This window comes from Streptomyces sp. NPDC001980 (genome assembly GCF_040296885.1).
GTDB lineage: Bacteria > Actinomycetota > Actinomycetes > Streptomycetales > Streptomycetaceae > Streptomyces.
On sequence record NZ_JBEOYD010000010.1, the window covers coordinates 305051 to 322564 of the forward strand.

15 protein-coding genes are annotated in these 17514 nt (G+C 69.6%); 4 read left to right on the forward strand and 11 right to left on the reverse strand.

Going from position 1 to position 17514, the window contains the following annotated elements:
* Positions 1-569: 569 nt before the first annotated feature.
* A complete protein-coding gene (locus tag ABT137_RS18495) occupies positions 570-794 on the forward strand; it encodes an FmdB family zinc ribbon protein (protein WP_351709891.1) in 225 nt (74 codons plus the stop codon).
* Here the strand turns inward: ABT137_RS18495 and ABT137_RS18500 are convergent.
* Genes ABT137_RS18500 through ABT137_RS18510 form a run of 3 tightly spaced genes read right to left on the reverse strand, consistent with a single transcriptional unit; the run spans position 791 to position 5426 of the window.
* The gene (locus ABT137_RS18500) at positions 791-1603 is read right to left on the reverse strand and encodes an HAD family hydrolase (protein WP_351709894.1); all 813 of its coding nucleotides are present in this window, start codon (positions 1601-1603) and stop codon (positions 791-793) included. The genes ABT137_RS18495 and ABT137_RS18500 overlap by 4 nt on opposite strands.
* Positions 1603-4224, reverse strand: a complete 2622-nt coding sequence (locus ABT137_RS18505) for a phosphoribosyltransferase (RefSeq protein WP_351709897.1) — start codon at positions 4222-4224, stop codon at positions 1603-1605. The genes ABT137_RS18500 and ABT137_RS18505 overlap by 1 nt, the downstream gene beginning before the upstream one ends.
* A 29-nt stretch (positions 4225-4253) precedes the next feature.
* Positions 4254-5426 (reverse strand): HpcH/HpaI aldolase/citrate lyase family protein, encoded by a 1173-nt coding sequence (locus tag ABT137_RS18510; protein ID WP_351709900.1) that lies wholly within the window; start codon positions 5424-5426, stop codon positions 4254-4256.
* Positions 5427-5602: 176 nt separating this feature from the next.
* On the opposite strand from ABT137_RS18510, the gene ABT137_RS18515 reads away from it, so the two are divergent.
* Entirely contained in the window at positions 5603-6406 is an 804-nt protein-coding gene (locus tag ABT137_RS18515) for a TerD family protein (RefSeq protein ID WP_351709903.1), read from the forward strand.
* A 116-nt stretch (positions 6407-6522) separates the two neighbouring features.
* Here ABT137_RS18515 and ABT137_RS18520 read toward each other — a convergent pair whose 3' ends face one another.
* The 6 genes from ABT137_RS18520 to ABT137_RS18545 form a co-directional block, all read right to left on the reverse strand.
* Positions 6523-7260: a TerD family protein gene (locus ABT137_RS18520; RefSeq protein ID WP_351709906.1), complete on the reverse strand. Its 738-nt coding sequence runs from the start codon at positions 7258-7260 to the stop codon at positions 6523-6525.
* A 120-nt stretch (positions 7261-7380) separates the two neighbouring features.
* Positions 7381-8526, reverse strand: a complete 1146-nt coding sequence (locus ABT137_RS18525) for a DUF475 domain-containing protein (protein WP_351709909.1) — start codon at positions 8524-8526, stop codon at positions 7381-7383.
* Positions 8527-8655: 129 nt separating this feature from the next.
* Entirely contained in the window at positions 8656-9231 is a 576-nt protein-coding gene (locus ABT137_RS18530) for a TerD family protein (RefSeq protein ID WP_093503514.1), read from the reverse strand.
* Between the two features lie 117 nt (positions 9232-9348).
* A complete protein-coding gene (locus ABT137_RS18535; protein WP_217551609.1) occupies positions 9349-9924 on the reverse strand; it encodes a TerD family protein in 576 nt (191 codons plus the stop codon).
* Positions 9925-10131: 207 nt separating this feature from the next.
* Complete coding sequence (locus tag ABT137_RS18540; protein ID WP_351709912.1) at positions 10132-10590, reverse strand: peroxiredoxin; 459 nt, start codon at positions 10588-10590, stop codon at positions 10132-10134.
* Between the two features lie 117 nt (positions 10591-10707).
* A complete protein-coding gene (locus tag ABT137_RS18545) occupies positions 10708-11145 on the reverse strand; it encodes a DUF3052 domain-containing protein (RefSeq protein ID WP_207921612.1) in 438 nt (145 codons plus the stop codon).
* A gap of 432 nt (positions 11146-11577) precedes the next feature.
* Here ABT137_RS18545 and aceE point away from each other — a divergent pair, with 432 nt between their 5' ends.
* Complete coding sequence (gene aceE / locus ABT137_RS18550; protein WP_351709916.1) at positions 11578-14325, forward strand: pyruvate dehydrogenase (acetyl-transferring), homodimeric type; 2748 nt, start codon at positions 11578-11580, stop codon at positions 14323-14325.
* A gap of 76 nt (positions 14326-14401) precedes the next feature.
* Positions 14402-15253 (forward strand): potassium channel family protein, encoded by an 852-nt coding sequence (locus ABT137_RS18555; RefSeq protein WP_351709919.1) that lies wholly within the window; start codon positions 14402-14404, stop codon positions 15251-15253.
* An 81-nt stretch (positions 15254-15334) separates the two neighbouring features.
* Here ABT137_RS18555 and ABT137_RS18560 read toward each other — a convergent pair whose 3' ends face one another.
* Both ABT137_RS18560 and ABT137_RS18565 read right to left on the reverse strand, forming a co-directional pair.
* Positions 15335-15643: a small hydrophobic protein gene (locus tag ABT137_RS18560; protein ID WP_351709922.1), complete on the reverse strand. Its 309-nt coding sequence runs from the start codon at positions 15641-15643 to the stop codon at positions 15335-15337.
* A 229-nt stretch (positions 15644-15872) separates the two neighbouring features.
* Positions 15873-17492 (reverse strand): MFS transporter, encoded by a 1620-nt coding sequence (locus tag ABT137_RS18565; RefSeq protein ID WP_351709925.1) that lies wholly within the window; start codon positions 17490-17492, stop codon positions 15873-15875.
* Positions 17493-17514: the final 22 nt, after the last annotated feature.

Consider the following 17514-nt stretch of genomic DNA (forward strand, 5'->3'; position numbering starts at 1 on the left):
TCGTGGTCTTGGCAGTAAGTTGGTCAAGGATCTCGACCTTGCGTTTACGCAGTCGGGCTGTGGCGAATGCCGACGCCGCGTCAGGAGCCGAGAGCGGTCCGGTAGCAGTGGGGCGTAATTTCGCCGCCGAGGTCGTGCGCGGCTTGTGGGCAGGGACGGCGAAGGCCTGTCCAGTGGTCGCGAGCGTCACGGCCGCTTCGGTGACGAGTAACAGCGCCAGCGCTGTCGCCGTTGCCACCTGCCGAGGTGAGCCCGGCAGTAATCTGCCGTTCGGTCTCCTCCGGAAGCGGCCTGTTCGACTGATTCTCACGGAACTCCTCTGGTGTGTCCGGGCGCAGGCGGCGCCCATGATCACCCAAGAGGTACCGGCCGGGGATCTTCGCGGTCTAGACCCATCTCACAAAAATGATCATCAAGTTTACCGGTAGGCGCTCGTCCGGTTGTGTGCGGACAAGGTCGTTCTCGTAGAACGTTCGTGATGATGCGTCAGGGACCCGTGTGGTCCGAGTGCCTCGGCACTGCGCCCCGATGCCCCTCACTCCCGCGTCACCGCCGCTAGTCTGTTCCTCATGCCCCGTTACGAGTACCGCTGCCGCACCTGCGGCGACACCTTCGAACTGTCCCGCCCCATGGCCGAGTCATCGGCTCCGGCAGCATGCCCGGAAGGGCACCACGACACGGTGAAGCTCCTGTCGACGGTGGCGGTGGGGGGTACGGCGGCCGCATCCGCCGCCCGGTCCGCAGCCCCCGCCGGCTCCGGTGGGGGCTGTTGCGGCGGCGGCTGCTGCGGCTAGCCCTCCGTACGGACCGTCTTCAGGAATTCCCGCAGGATTCGTTCTCCGGCCAGCACCCCGCGCTCCGGCAACGCGACGACGGCCGGCCCGGCCCACCCGGCGTCGGCCAACTCCCCGTGCCCCGGCCGCCAGCCACGGTCCGCGGCCAGCAACAGGTCGGCGTCGAGCAGGGAGTCACCGGCGGCCAGCGTCAACTCGGCCCCGGTCCGGCGCGCGACCTCCCGCATGGCCGCGCTCTTCGTCAGCGGCTTCGGCACGGCGTAGATCTTCCGCCCCTGCAACGACACCGTCCAGCCGCGGTTCTCCGCCCACACCGCGAGGCTCTTCACCCACTCCTCGGGCAGCAGCTCCCGCTCCACGACCAGGTAGGCGAACAGGTCCTCGGCGACCCGGTGCTTGCGCAGCCACACCGGGTCGGCGTGCTCGGTCAGATACGCCCGCACCTCGTCAAGCGGCGCGCACTCGTCGGCCAGCCGCGCCAGCACCCGCCCGTGCCAGTCCCCGTCGGACACCCCGTCGACCAGCAGATGCCCGCCGTTGGCACAGATGGCGTACCTCGGCGCGGGCCCGGGCAGGTTGATCCGCTCGTACTGCTTACGGGTCCGGGTGGTCGTCGGCACGAAGACCGCCGCGTCCCCCAGCTCGGTCAGCAACTGCGCGGCCGTCTCCGTCAGGTACGACAGCGGCCTGGCCTCGTGCACCTCGACGCAGAGCAGCCGGGGCGCCCGCGCGTCCGGCATGGTCAGCGCCAGGGCACCCGCCGAGTAGATGAGCGTACGGTCGAGGTCGCTCGCGACGAGCACCGCCATCAGACGTTCACCGCCCGGCCGTCGGCGCCGGTCGCCCCGCGCGTGTACTTGGGATGGATCAACCCGACACAGGTGTACGGCAGTTCGCCGACCTCCTCCACCGGTACCCCTCTCTGCTCCGCAAGGAGCCGCACATGGTCGAGGTCGGCCCCCGCCCCGGCCCGCGCCAGGATCTTCCAGGGCACCCGGCGCAGCAGCACCCGGGTGGTCTCGCCGACGCCCGGCTTGACGAGGTTCACGTCGTGGATGCCGTACTCCTCGCTGATCCGCTCCACGGCCGCCCAGCCCTCCCAGGTCGGGGTGCGGTCGGCGACGGCCAGTTCCTTCACGGCCGCGTCCACGGAGTCGGCCACCTCGGCGAACCGCGCCGCGACGGCGTCCAGGAAGGCCACCGACACGTCGGCGCCGGCCAGTTCGCGGTAGAACTTCGCGCCGTGGAAGTCGTCGGGACCCACCAGGTCGGCGCGCAGCACGGTCCGCGAGATCAGCCCGGAGACGGTCGAGTTGAGGCACGCGGAGGGGATCAGGAAGTCCTCCCGGGTGCCGTACGTCCGCACGCACGACCCGGGGTCGGCGAGTACCGCGATCTCCGGATCGAACCCGGAGACCCCCTCCCGCTCCTCGAACTCCGTGACCGCGTCGGCGAGTTCCCGGGTGATCGCGCCCTTCCCCGTCCAGCCGTCCACGAACACGACGTCCCGCGGGTCGTGGTGCGCGGCCAGCCAGCGCAGCGCGTTGGCGTCGATGCCGCGGCCGCGCACGATCGACACCGCGTAGTGCGGCAGGTCGACGCCGTACCGGACCTGCGCCCAGCGGCGCATCAGGACGCCCACCGGGGTGCCGGCCCGCGCCAGCGACACCAGGACCGGGCGAGGTGAGCGTTCGGCCAGCACGGTCTCGGTGACGACCCCGACGGCCTGTGCGATCCGCGCCGCCGAGGTCTCCAGCGCGGCGTGGAACAGCGCCTGGTACTGCTCGCTCGGCTGGTACTCCACCGGCAGCGACTCGGCGTAGTGCGCGCCGCCGCTCTGGATCGCCTCCTCGCGCTCCTCGGTCGGCGCCTCCAGCGTGACGTCCGAGAGGTCCTGGAGCAGCCAGCCGACGTCCTCCGCCGGATACGAGGAGAAGGCGGGGCCGCGGAGGGGCTCGGGCAGCATGGCGGGGCTCTCTTCGGTCAGCGCGGGGACGTACGACGGTACAACCGCGAGCAGGACGTGCGGGGCATGCGCGCCGAGCAGGGCCAGGAGGCCGTCGGGGGCGTGCAGTTCGGGGGTGTCGCCGGCCGAGTCGACGAACAGGACGACGGCGTCGAAGCCGGCGCCGGCGACGTTGTACGCGTAGCGCTCGCCGGGGCCGTCGGCGGGGTTGTCGTGGGCCGGGAAGACGAGGCGGCTGCGGATGGCGTAGCCGGGGTCGTCGACGGCCAGGACGGGTGAGCGGGTGGTGGTGGAGTACCGCACCTCGGCGCCGACCAGGGCCTCCAGCTCACGGGCGATTCTGAGGGGGGTGTACATCAGCTCTTCGAAGCCGAGCGTGAGCACGCGGCGGGCGTCGGGGGGCAGGGCCTCGGCGAGCCGTGCGGCGATGGTGGGGAGGGCCGTCTCCAGGCGTATTCGGTGGGCCGGGGTGAAGCCGTGCCGCCCGCCGTCGGGGAGGCCGTGCGGCCAGTGCAGGTCGATGCGGGTGAGGTGAGGGGTGGTGCGGTTGCCGGTCGCCTGCGGGCCGGTGGGGGCCGTTCGCGCCCACGCGGCGGTAGCCGCAGATTCAACACCGCCCCGCGCCCCTGGGTGGGTGAGGGCAACGCCCTCAAGGGGCGCGGGGCTGTGTCCATATGCGGCTCCGCCGCGGGGCGCGCTCAGCCCCGACGGCGCCGCACCCGGCCGCTCACCCTTCGCGGCACTCTCTTCGTACCGCGCCACGAGTTCCTGTCCCTTTTCCAGAACACCCTCGGGCAGTTTCACCGTCCCCGACGCCGCCGCCACCAGGTCCACCCGCGCGCCGATCTCCTCGGCGAACGACGTCAGTCGCCCCGCGTCCGCCGCCGACCGCATATCCACCAGAGCCACCACGACGTAACGTTTCCGCGGATAACGGGCGTGCAGATCCCGGATCGTGTTCAGGACCGTGTTGCCGGTGGAGAACTCGTCGTCGACGAGGACCAGGGGGCCGTCGCCGGACAGCAGGGCGGGGTCCTCGGGGAGCAGCAGGTGGGACGTCGCGTGGGAGTGGGACTCCTCGAAGCCGCCCGCAGGCGCGACCCCGGCGACCGGACGGCGCGTGGAGTGGAGATACGGGGCGAGGCCGATTCCGTCGGCCACCGAATGCCCGAGGCCCGTGGCCGTCTCGGCGTAGCCCAGGACGACCGCCTGCCCGGCCTCTGTCTCGCCGAGCAGGTCACGTACCCGTCGGCCCAGACTGAACCCGTGCCCGTACACCACGGACGGCGACTGCGGTACGTGCTTGCCGAGCACGTTGGAGACCAGGAGGTGGGCCCGTCTGGGGTTGCGGCGCAGGGCGAGGCCGAGGAGGGCCGTCAGGCCGTCGTCGCCCACGAGTTCGACGCCGAGCCGCTCGGCGACCCAGCTGCCGGACCAGACCCCGTTGTTCGCTGCGATGTTCATGGGTTCCCTGTGTCGTCCCGTAGCGCCCGTCAACCCGGTATCCCGGCGGCGAGCAGCTCCACGAAGCCGACGTCCTCGTTGGCCACGCCGAACACCTCGGCGCGGAGCATGGTCCGCTCGGCCCAGGCGCGGTGCGGCTTCACCTCGTTCATCTTGTTCGTGTAGGCCGAGCGAAGTACACCCCCGCCGCCGCGTTCCGGCCGCAGGATGTCCTGGGCGTCGGAGAACTCCTCGTGACTGACGACGGACAGCGCGTGCACGGGGATGACGTGGGACGGGTGGATGCAGGTCTTGCCGAGCAGCCCGTTGGCCTGGTCGAGGGAGATCTCTCTCAGCAGGCCGTCCATGGCGTGCTCGATGAGCCGGTTGCGCAGTTCCACGGCCTGCTCCTCCAGGAAGGGGCTGGTCCGCAGCATCGGCTTGAACATGCGCTCGGGGACCCGGAAGTACTCCCACACCGGCCCGGTCACCGTGAACCCGGTGCCGTCGGCCCGGCCCAGCATGTTCACCACGTCGGCGATGACGGAGGCGATGATCTGCACGTCGTAGGCGGTCATGTCGGGGGCCCGGCGCAGCCCGTAGGACGAGCAGAAGTCGGTCACCCCGAGGCGCAGCGCCAGCACCTTGTCGCGGTACTTGTCGACGGCGCGGGCGATGCCCTCCAGGGCGTCCACGCGTGTCTCCCGGTACATCAGCTCGGGCGTCTCAAGCACCGGCATGCCGAAGAGCCGGCGGCCGCTGCGCAGCGTGGCGCCGTCCAGGGCCTGCAGGAAGGGGATGCCGCGCTCCTCGGTGAACTTCGGGAACACGAATCCGGACAGCAGGGACACGCTCGCGCCCAGCCGCCGTACCAGGTCGGAGATCTGCTCGGGCTCCCGCACCCGGATGAAGAGCAGCGGGAGCTCCGCGCCGGCCCGCTCCCGCTCGGCCAGGTCGGCGAACTGCCGGACGAGGTTCTCCTCGCCGGCCACCACGTCCTCGTCGCCGATGGAGTCCTCCAGGCACAGCACCATCGAGACCACGCCGAGTGCCGCCTGCTTGACGACGTCGTCGGCGAGCCGCGGCCGGGTGGCCGGGCTGTACAGGGTGGCGCCCAGGGCCGCGGAGAGCAGCCGGGCCGGGGAGTCGGCGGTGAACTCGCACGGCTCCTGATGGAAGAGGCGCTGCCGCACCTCAGGTGCGATGTGCCCGAAATGACGCATAGAACTCCCCCGTGGCGTGGGCCGAGCCTGTGAAATTGGTAAAGGGTGGCCGGTAATAGTACGTACAAAGCCATGTCGGAGGTTCCCGCCGGGCATGAATTCCAGGTAACCCGCCTGTGTCGGTCGCGAGGCCCCCCGCGTTGTCGTGACCAGGACCGAGAGGGCAGGATGACCGCATGACGCACGCGATGCTGAAGGGGTCGAACGTCCCCGTGGAAGCCACCACGGTCCGGGCCGTGCTGCGCTGGACGCCCGGGCAGGGGGTTCCGGACGTCGACGCCTCGGCGCTGCTCCTCGGCCCCGACGGACGTGTGCGCTCCGACGAGGACTTCGTCTTCTACAACCAGCCCCGGCACCCTTCCGGGAAGGTCTGGCGACTCGGCAAGAAGCGGGTGGCCGAGGGCCTCACCGACACGATCCAGACAGATCTCCCCGGTGTCGAGTCCAACGTCGGCCGAATCCTCCTGGTCGCATCGGCGGACGGCATCCCGTTCGAACACGTACCCGCCCTGCGCATCCTGCTGTACGACGCCTCGGCACCCGACGCCGAACCGCTGGCCCACTTCGACATCAAGCCGGAGACCGGCGCCGAGACCGCCCTGATCTGCGGCGAGCTGTACCGCAGGGGCGAGGGCTGGAAGTTCCGCGCGCTCGGCGAGGGCTACAGCAACGGCCTCAAGGGCCTGGCCACGGACTTCGGCATCTCGGTGGACGAGTCCGAGCCGATGGAGGAGCCCCTGACGTCCCTCCCACTCCCGCCCGAGCAGCCGACCTCGGTACCCACCCAGCCGGCCTACGGCTACCCCCAGCCCACCTCACCGGCCCAGCCGTCGGCCTACGGCTACCCGCAGCCCGCCTACACCCAGCAACAGCCCCAGTCGGGCTACGGCTACCCGCCTCCGGCCCCGATCCCGGTGGCGACGGTCCCGAACGCGGACTTCAGGCTGCCTCCGCAAGGGCCACAGTTCATCGGGCGCTAGCTGTTGCTTTCAGGGGCGCGGGGCTGTGTCCATGTGCGGCTCCGCCGCGTGGGCGCGAGCAACCACGAACCACCCGCAGTCGCGCACCCACGGCACACCCCACCCCCGCGGGCGACCTACCTCTCCGCCTTCGTCTTGTAACCCCGCCCCCACTGCAAGCCCCACCCGTACAGCCGGTCCAGCTCCCCCTGGAACCCGTACACGAACTTCACCTCGCGCCGGACGACCAGCTCGCCCTTCACGTTCTCGATCATCACCACCGCACACGACCGGGCCTGCGGATGCCGTTCGTCGAGGCCTATCTCGATGCGCGGCCCGTTGCTCGGGTACAGCGTGACGATCGCGTGCGTGCGGTCGAACGCCGGCGTCTGGTCGTAGATGTACACGAACACCAGCAGCCGCTTGATGTCGTCCCGGTGGTCGAGGTTGACGTACATCGTCTCGCCGGACGCGGACCCGAACCGGTCGTCGCCGCTGAGCTTGACGTACGGCGGTGCGTTCACGTCCCCGAGCAGCCCGCCGAGCGGCTGGACGACCCCCTTGCTCCCGTCGGCCAGCTCGTACAGCGCCCCGAGGTCGAGGTCGACGTTGACCATGCTCTGCCCGTGCCCCATCACCTCCGGCGGCTTGAGCGCCCTGAAGGGGTGCCGGAACAGACTCGTGCGCTGTTCGCCGTCGAAGTCGGACGTCCGCATCCGCCAGGCGAGGTTGACCCGGAGGTTGCCGGTGGCCGCGCCCTGCTTGGTGAGGGACACCTGCTGGTGCCGCCTGGTGAGCTCGATGGCGTTGGACGCGGCGCTGCCCGAGTCGAACTCGGCCGCCCGCCCGCCCAGCAGTCCGTCGAAGAAACCCATTCCCGCCCCCAGTAGCTCCTGTGAACGCCTCAGGGCGGCCGACCGGGTCGGCCGCCCTGAACAGAGCGTTCCTCGTCGAGGAGGGCGTCACACCCTCCGTTTTCGGCCCGGCGAGCCGGTTCAGACCCCGGAGGGGACCTCGGCCTTGTCGTCCGATCCCGCGTTTCCCTCGGCCTCCGCCAGCCGCTGGTTGCGCCGCACGGAGGACCAGAACGACCAGCCGATCAGGACGACGCCGACCAGACCGGTGATGACCTCGTTGATCTCGTACTGGATGGTGACCATCAGGAGCACGGCCAGCGCGCCGATGGCGTAGTGGGCGCCGTGCTCCAGGTAGACGTAGTCGTCCAGGGTGCCCTGGCGGACCAGGTAGACGGTGAGCGAGCGGACGTACATCGCGCCGATGCCGAGGCCGAGGGCCATGAGGACGATGTCGTTGGTGATGGCGAACGCGCCGATCACGCCGTCGAAGGAGAAGGACGCGTCCAGGACCTCCAGGTAGAGGAACATGAAGAACGCGGCCTGGCCGGCCAGCACGACCGCCGACTTCTTCTTGCCGGTGCGCTCGGCCTCTTCCTCCTCCTCGTGCTCGCGCTCCTCCTCGGCTTCGAGCCGGTCCTCGAAGAAGCCGGAGAGGCCGCCGACGATCATGTACGTGATCAGGCCGGCGATGCCGGCGATCAGGACCGTCTGCGCCTTGTCGACGTGGCCGCCGCCGTGCTGGTGGGCGTGGACGGCGAAGGTGAAGGAGGTGATCAGCAGGACGATCAGGGCGATGCAGACCGCCAGCATGTCGACCTTGCCGAGCTTGGCGAGCGGGCGCTCGATCCAGCGCAGCCACTGGATGTCCCGGTCCTCGAAGATGAAGTCGAGGAAGATCATCAGCAGGAACATACCGCCGAACGCGGCGATCGCCGGGTGGGCGTCGGTGACCAGTTCCTGGTAGCGGTCCTTGTTGTTGAGCGCGAGGTCGACGGCCTCGATGGGGCCCATCTTGGCGGTGACCGCGACGATGACGACCGGGAAGACCAGCCGCATGCCGAAGACGGCGATGAGGACGCCGACCGTGAGGAAGATCTTCTGCCAGAAGGCGTTCATCTTCTTCAGGATTCCGGCGTTGACGACCGCATTGTCGAACGACAGGGAGATCTCCAGGACGGCGAGGATCGCCACGATGCCGAAGGCCTCCCACCCCCCGTAGAAGACCGCGGCGACCAGGCCGAGCGCGGTGATCGCGAACGACCAGCCGAAGGTTTTCAGAAGCACTGGCTACCCAATCTTGTGTGTACGGGTCTCGCTCGCGCCGTACTCGGCTTTACCTACTGTTGACCACGAAGTGTAGAGGGCGCCGGTGTCCTGCGGGTGGGGCGGGCCCTACATCCGGACGGAACAGTGCTATGAGACGTTCACACCGAAGTCGAGCGCGATGCCGCGCAGGCCCGAGGCGTAGCCCTGGCCGACGGCGCGGAACTTCCACTCGCCCTGGTAGCGGTAGAGCTCGCCGAAGATCATGGCGGTCTCGGTGGAGGCGTCCTCGGACAGGTCGTAGCGGGCGAGCTCCTGGCCGTCGGCCTGGTTGACGACCCGGATGAAGGCGTTGGAGACCTGGCCGAAGGTCTGGCCGCGCTCGTCGGCCATGTGGATCGAGACCGGGAACACGATCTTGTCGCAGGTGGCCGGCACCTTGGGCAGGTCGACCAGAATCGATTCGTCGTCCCCCTCGCCCTCACCGGTGAGGTTGTCGCCGGTGTGCTCCACGGAGCCCTCCGGGCTCTTGAGCTGGTTGTAGAAGACGAACCACTCGTCGCCGAGGACCCGCCCGCCCTGACACAGCAGTGCACTGGCGTCCAGGTCGAAGGGGGCGCCGGTGGTGGAGCGGGCGTCCCAGCCGAGTCCGATCATGACGTTGGTGAGGTTCGGTGCGGCCTTCGAGAGGGAGACATTGCCCCCCTTGGCGAGCGTGACGCCCATGATGCTGGTCCTCCCCTAGCGGTGTTTCTCCGGTTGTCCTGCGCGTCCGGCGCCGACCGTAAACGGTGCGGCGCCGGACAGTGCGGACTTTCGAACGCCCCGGGGCGTTCACATGACTCAGACGTTGACGCCGAAGTCCTGGGCGATGCCGCGCAGGCCGGAGGCGTAGCCCTGGCCGATGGCGCGGAACTTCCACTCCGCACCGTTGCGGTACAGCTCGCCGAAGACCATCGCGGTCTCGGTCGAGGCGTCCTCGGACAGGTCGTAGCGGGCGATCTCGGCGCCGCCGGCCTGGTTGACCACGCGGATGAACGCGTTGCGGACCTGGCCGAAGGACTGCTGTCGGTTGTCGGCGTCGTAGATCGACACCGGGAAGACGATCTTGTCGACGTCGGCGGGGACCGTGGCGAGGTTGACCTTGATCACCTCGTCGTCGCCCTCGCCCTCACCGGTGAGGTTGTCGCCGGTGTGCTCGACCGAGCCCTCGGGGCTCTTGAGGTTGTTGAAGAAGACGAAGTTCTGGTCACTGCCGACCTTGCCCGCCGAGTTGAGCAGGAGTGCGCTGGCGTCCAGGTCGAAGTCGGTGCCGGTGGTGGTCCGGACGTCCCAGCCCAGACCGACGAGGACCGCGGTCAGGCCGGGGGCCTCCTTCGTCAGCGATACGTTGCCGCCCTTGCTGAGGCTGACTCCCACGAGTCCTCCCATGTGTGTCCAGGGGCGGGGAGCCCCGTCGTGCTTCGGATACCGGATCAACGATTCGATCCTAGTGACGGGTTCCCGCCGCACGCAGGCCCTGGACCCCGAAGAATCACGGGGTGTCGGCCGTGCGGACCCCTAGGGGGTCCGGCGAGTCGGCCCCCGGGCGGCCGGCTGGGGGGGCGCGGACCGGCCGGTGAGGGGTTACAGCGCGTCGAGCGCCGTCACGTACTCGTTCAGGTCGCGGGCGTCCGGCAGGCCGTTGACCACGGTCCAGCGCACGACACCCTCCTTGTCGATGACGAAGGTGCCGCGGACGGCGCAGCCCTTGGCCTCGTCGAAGACACCGTAGGCGCGGGAGGTCTCGCCGTGCGGCCAGAAGTCGCTCAGCAGCGGGTACTCCAGGCCCTCCTGCTCGGCGAAGACGCGCAGGGTGTGGATGGAGTCGTTGGAGACCGCCAGCAGCTGGGTGTCGCGGTCCTCGAACTTCGGCAGGTTGTCGCGCAGCTCGCACAGCTCACCGGTGCACACACCCGTGAAGGCGAACGGGTAGAAGAGCACCACCACGTTCTTCTCGCCGCGGAAGTCGGACAGCTTCACGGCCCGGCCGTGGTTGTCCTTGAGCTCGAAGTCGGGCGCCTTGTCGCCGACCTGGATCGCCATCGCTGCATCCCTTCGTAAGGGGCTGTTGGGGTGAGGACACCCTATGCGGGGACTCCCGCACGGCGATCGCGGCAGGCCGGTGGACGGACCGGCGCCCGGTCCGTCCACCGGCGGGGCTCAGCGCTTCTTGGCGGCAGCCTTCGGCGTGTTCAGCCGGCTTCCGTTCCAGTCCTTGCCCACGCTGACGCTCTTGGTCTGCGACAGGCCGGCGGTCGTGACCGCCTCGCCGATGTCGCTCGGCTCGACGTAGCCGTCGCGGCCGGTCTTCGGCGTCAGCAGCAGGATCGAGCCACCTTCTTCGAGGAAGCCGAGGGCGTCGACCAGCGCGTCCGTCAGGTCGCCGTCATCCTCACGGAACCAGAGCACCACGGCGTCTGCCACGTCGTCGTAGTCCTCGTCCATCAGCTCGTTGCCGATGGTCTCTTCGATGGACTCGCGGAGCTCCTGGTCGACGTCGTCGTCGTAGCCGATCTCCTGGACCACCTGGTCTGGCTGGAACCCCAGCCTGACGGCAGGGGTGGTCCGCTCCTCCGCGTGGTCCGCGGTCGCGCTCACGGGTTGCCTCCTGATCATGTCTTGGTGATGAACTCAGCCACGCGCGTGCGCGAAGCATTGGCCGTAGTCCACACGGGCGGGACGGATCGCGCAAGTACCCGGCCGTTCGGACCGCCGAAACGGTGACGATCCCGGCCGTGTCGCCGCAACTCCCGGCACCGTATCGCGGACGGGCGTGACACACACCACTCCCTTTTGCCCGCTATGTTCCTTTCGGAATCATCCTCACATACGGCGGTCGAACGAGTTTGCCAAGCGCGTCACACCCCGGGCGTATCGTTGCGTTTCGGCCGGTCCCGAGTTACCTCGCGGTAGAGATGACGTGCGCAGCCCCGGGGTGGACGATGGACAGCGGTGCAGGCCAAACGCAGGGAAACAGGGAAAACAGGGAAAAACAGGGAATCAGTGCCCCTCTGACAGGTAAGGAACAGCGTGGCTTCCGGATCCGATCGCAACCCGATCATCATTGGCGGCCTTCCGAGTCAGGTTCCTGACTTCGACCCCGAGGAAACCCAGGAGTGGCTCGACTCGCTCGACGCCGCCGTGGACGAGCGCGGCCGGGAGCGGGCCCGCTATCTGATGCTCCGCCTGATCGAGCGCGCCCGCGAGCGGCGCGTCGCGGTGCCCGAGATGCGCAGCACGGACTACGTCAACACGATCCCGACCCGGGCCGAGCCGTTCTTCCCGGGCAACGAGGAGATCGAGCGCAAGGTCCTGAACGCGACCCGCTGGAACGCCGCGGTGATGGTCTCCCGCGCCCAGCGTCCGGGCATCGGCGTCGGCGGTCACATCGCCACCTTCGCCTCCTCGGCCTCCCTCTACGATGTGGGCTTCAACCACTTCTTCCGCGGCAAGGACGACGGCCTCGGCGGCGACCAGGTCTTCTTCCAGGGGCACGCCTCCCCCGGCATCTACGCGCGCGCGTTCCTGCTCGACCGGCTCGGCGAAACCCAGTTGGACGGCTTCCGCCAGGAGAAGTCGAAATACCCGGACGGCCTCTCCAGCTACCCGCACCCGCGCTCGATGCCGGACTTCTGGGAGTTCCCGACGGTGTCGATGGGCCTCGGCCCGATCGGCGCGATCTACCAGGCGCGGATGAACCGCTACATGCACGCGCGCGGGATCGCCGACACCTCCAAGTCGCACGTCTGGGCGTTCCTCGGCGACGGCGAGATGGACGAGCCGGAGTCGCTCGGCCAGCTGTCCATCGCCGCCCGCGAGGGCCTGGACAACCTCACCTTCGTCGTCAACTGCAACCTGCAGCGGCTCGACGGCCCGGTGCGCGGCAACGGCAAGATCATCCAGGAGCTGGAGTCGGTCTTCCGGGGCGCCGGCTGGAACGTGATCAAGCTGGTCTGGGACCGCACCTGGGACCCGCTGCTCGCCCAGGACCGCGACGGCGTGCTCGTCAACAAGATGAACACGACCCCCGACGGCCAGTTCCAGACCTACGCCACCGAGTCCGGCGCGTACATCCGCGACCATTTCTTCGGCGACGACCAGCGGCTGCGCGCGATGGTCGAGCACATGAGCGACGACCAGATCCTGCACCTGGGCCGCGGCGGCCACGACCACCGCAAGATCTACGCGGCGTTCAAGGCGGCCACCGAGCACCGGGGCCAGCCGACGGTCATCCTGGCCAAGACGATCAAGGGCTGGACGCTGGGCCCGAACTTCGAGGGCCGCAACGCCACGCACCAGATGAAGAAGCTGACGGTCGCCGACCTCAAGGGCTTCCGGGACCGCCTGCACCTGCCGATCTCCGACAAGGAGCTGGAGTCCGGCCTGCCGCCGTACTACCACCCGGGCCGGAACTCGGAAGAGATCCAGTACATGCACGACCGGCGCAAGGGCCTCGGCGGCTACGTCCCGACCCGCGTCGTACGCTCCAAGCCGCTCGCGCTGCCGGACGACAAGACGTACGCGACCGTGAAGAAGGGCACCGGCCAGCAGTCGATCGCCACGACGATGGCGTTCGTACGACTGCTCAAGGACCTCATGCGGGACAAGGAACTCGGCCGTCGCTTCGTGCTGATCGCGCCGGACGAGTACCGCACGTTCGGCATGGACTCCTTCTTCCCGAGCGCGAAGATCTACAACCCGCTCGGCCAGCAGTACGAGGCGGTCGACCGCGACCTGCTGCTCGCCTACAAGGAGTCCCCGACCGGCCAGATGCTGCACGACGGCATCTCGGAGGCCGGCTGCACGGCCTCCCTGATCGCGGCCGGCTCGGCCTACGCCACGCACGGCGAGCCGCTCATCCCGGTCTACGTCTTCTACTCGATGTTCGGTTTCCAGCGCACCGGCGACCAGTTCTGGCAGATGGCCGACCAGCTGGCGCGCGGTTTCGTCCTGGGCGCGACCGCCGGCCGTACGACCCTGACCGGCGAGGGCCTCCAGCACGCCGACGGCCACTCCCAGCTGCTGGCCTCGACGAACCCGGCGTGCGTGGCCTACGACCCGGCGTACTCGTACGAGATCGCCCACATCGTCCAGGACGGCCTGCGCCGCATGTACGGCGGCGACGCCGAGCACCCGCACGGCGAGGACGTCTTCTACTACCTGACCGTCTACAACGAGCCGATCCAGCACCCGGCCGAGCCGGCCGACGTCGACGTCGAGGGCATCCTCAAGGGCGTCCACCGGATCAGCGCGGGCACGGCGGGCACGGTCCCGGCGCAGATCATGGCGTCTGGCGTGGCGGTCCCGTGGGCGATCGAGGCCCAGCGGATCCTCGCCGAGGACTGGAACGTGAAGGCCGACGTCTGGTCCGCCACCTCCTGGAACGAGCTGCGGCGCGAGGCCGTGGCCTGCGAGGAGCACAACCTGCTGCACCCGGAGGAGGAGCAGCGGACCCCGTGGGTGACGCAGAAGCTGAGCGGCGCCGAGGGTCCGTTCGTGGCCGTGTCCGACTGGATGCGGTCGGTTCCGGACCAGATCGCGCGCTGGGTACCGGGCACGTACCAGTCACTGGGCGCCGACGGGTTCGGCTTCGCCGACACGCGGGGCGCGGCGCGCCGGTTCTTCCACATCGACGCGCAGTCGATCGTGGTCGCGGTGCTGACCGAGCTGGCCCGCGAGGGCAAGCTCGACCGTTCGGTGCTCAAGCAGGCCATCGACCGGTACCAGCTGCTGGACGTCACGGCGGCGCACCCGGGCGCGGCGGGCGGCGACGCGTAGCCCCTGACGGGCGAACCGGCCGAGGGCGGCGGAGCTGTGGTCTCCGCCGCCCTCGCGCTTTCCTTACGATGCGCACATGAAGGAACAGTCCGCACAGGCCCGTTGGGAGCAGGTCACCCAACGCCCGTTGCTGGCGCTCGCGGTGGCCTTCGCCGTCGCCTACGCGCTGCCGATCGTGGACAGTTCCGCGGGACATGTCCTCACCGCCGCGTGCACGGTGGCGGAGTGGGTGGTGTGGGGCTCCTTCGCCGTGGACTACCTGATGCGGCTGGCCCTCGCGCCCCGGCGCAAGGAGTTCGTGCGGACGCACTGGATAGACCTGTGCGCGGTGGTGCTGCCGCTGCTCCAGCCGCTGCGACTGCTCCGGCTCGTCGCGACGCTGATGCTGGTGGGGCGGCGGGCACGGATGGCCTCGCAGATCCGGCTGACGACGTATGTCGTCGGCGCGGTCGTCGGCCTCCTCATGTTCGGGTCGCTGGCCGTGCTGTCGGTGGAGCGCGACTCGCCGAACGGGAACATCCGGACGCTGGGTGACGCGCTGTGGTGGTCGTTCACGACGATGACAACGGTGGGTTACGGGGACCACGCGCCGACGACCGGGCTGGGCCGGATGATCGCGGTGGGCCTGATGCTCTCCGGGATCGCCCTGCTGGGTGTGGTGACGGCGAACATCGCGACGTGGTTCATCGCGCGGTTCGAGAAGGACGACGTGGAGGAGCGGCGGCAGACGGAGGCGATCGGGATGCTGACCGAGGAAGTGCGGGCGCTCAGGGCGGAGGTCACTGCCCTGCGCGAGGGGGTGGCGGCGGGGGGCGGGGTGCGCTCACCGGCGCTGGCCGGGTGCCGCTGCGCCCACCCCTGCCGCCCTGGGGGCACCTCCCAGGCCCTTAAGGCACTGGGGGAGGCACGACTGCCCGCAGCCGAGTAGCCCGGTAAGGGGCGCTGGGGGTACCCCCGGCCGAAGGGGCTGGGGGAGGAACTGCGCGAGCAACCCCCACCGGCCCGCACGCTAGAGCGATACGCCCCCCAGCCACAGCAGCGCCAGCACCGTGTCGATCGCCCCCAGCACCACCGCCACCAGCGCCGGTACGGAGCTCTTCGGGTTCCATATCCGGCCCATGGAGACCCAGCCGCACACCAGTGCCGCCGGCCCCAGCACGATCCCCAGCGTGAAGAAGCCGGCAACGGCACAGATCGTGCCGACGATGCCCAGCGTGTCGCGGTCCAGCCCGCCCCGTGGGCCTGTCCGGCCACGTGAACGGGGGTACCCGCGGGTTCGTTGCCCGAAGCTCGCCATCATCAACTCCTCGGTCTCCATGACCTGTTCGGGTTGATGACCGGGTACCCCTGTTCCGCGTCCGCAGACCTGCCCGCGCGCTGCCCCCCTCCGGCAGCGCGCCGCGGCCCAACTGTCCTCCCATGCCCTGCGGAGGACTTGACCCACTGTGACCTGCGGTGCGTACCGAGGGCGAGGAATCTTTAGCGGAGTCACCCTGATAGGCGAACTTCGCCCCCAGAAACCGGACATAACGGCCCGGCGCGTTGCGCTAGATGTGGCCGACGCCCGCGCCCGCGTCCGTGTGCTCGCCGCGCTTGGTGAACAGCGCGACCAGGATCGCGACCGCCGCCACCCCCGCCGCGACGAGCGAGGCGAGGCTCATGCCGGAGATGAACGTGTCGTGGGCGACGCCGGAGATCTTCGCGGCGATCTCCGCGGGCGTGCCCTCGGCGACCGGCGCGACACCGACCTGGACGGCTTCCGATGCCTGCGCCAGCTGCGCGTCGGTCAGCTTCGGCAGCCCCGCGTCGGCCCAGTTGCCCGGCAGGTCGCTGTCGACCTTGGAAGCCATCACGGCGCCGAGGACGGCCGTACCGAGGCTGCCGCCGATCTGCATCGCGGCCTGCTGGAGACCGCCGGCCACACCGGAGAGCTCCATCGGCGCGTTGCCGACGATGACCTCGGTGGCGCCGACCATGACCGGCGCGAGGCCGAGGCCGAGCAGGGCGAACCAGAGGGACATGAGCGCGCTGCCGGTGTCCGCCTTGAGTGTGGACATGCCGTACATGGCGATCGCGGTGGCCGCCATGCCGCCGGCCAGCGGGATGCGCGGGCCGAGCTTGGTGATCGCGGCGCCGGCCAGCGGGGAGCCGACGATCATCATGCCGGTGAGCGGGAGGAGGTGGAGGCCGGCGTCGACCGGGTCCATGCCGTGCACGTTCTGGAGGTAGAACGTCACGAAGAAGAGGCCGCCCATGAAGGCGATGGCCATCAGGACCATGAGCACGACGCCCGCGGAGAGCGGGACGGAGCGGAACAGGCCCAGCGGGATGAGCGGCTCCTTGACCCTCGTCTCCCAGAAGGCGAAGAGGGCGAAGCCCAGCACCGACGCGGCGATGAACGTCCACGTCTTGCCGTCGCCCCAGCCCCAGCTCGGCGCCTTGATGAGGGCCCAGACCAGGCAGAACATGGCGCCGGAGAGCAGGCCGATGCCGAGCAGGTCGAAGGAGCGCGGCGCGTTCTCCGCGCGGTGGTCGAGCAGCATGACCACGCCGAGGATCAGGGCGATGGCGCCGACCGGCACGTTGATGAAGAACACCGACTGCCAGCTGACGTGCTGGACCAGCACGCCGCCGAGGATCGGGCCGCCCGCGGTGGAGGCGCCGATGACCATGCCCCAGATGCCGATCGCCATGTTGAGCTTCTCGGCCGGGAAGGTGGCCCGCAGCAGGCCGAGCGCGGCCGGCATCAGCAGCGCGCCGAACAGGCCCTGGAAGACGCGGAAGGTGACGACCAGGCCGATGCTGTCGGACAGGCCGATGGCCCCGGAGGCGGCGGCGAAGCCGACGACGCCGATCAGGAACGTCTGCCGGTGGCCGAAGCGGTCACCGAGCTTGCCCGCGGTGATCAGGGAGACCGCGAGGGCGAGGAAGTAGCCGTTGGTGATCCACTGGACCTGGGCGAAGGTGGCGCCGAGGTCCTTCTGGATCGCGGGGTTGGCGATGGCCACGATGGTGCCGTCGAGGGCGACCATCATGACCCCGACGGCGACGGTTATCAGGGTGAACCAGGGGTGGCCGCGCAGGCCGGAGGCCGGCGGCCGGTCCGGCAGGGCCGCTGGTGCCTTGTCCCCCGACCCCGCCGTGTCGATCGTGGTCTGACTAGTCATGCGTTCGAGGCTAGTGACAGCC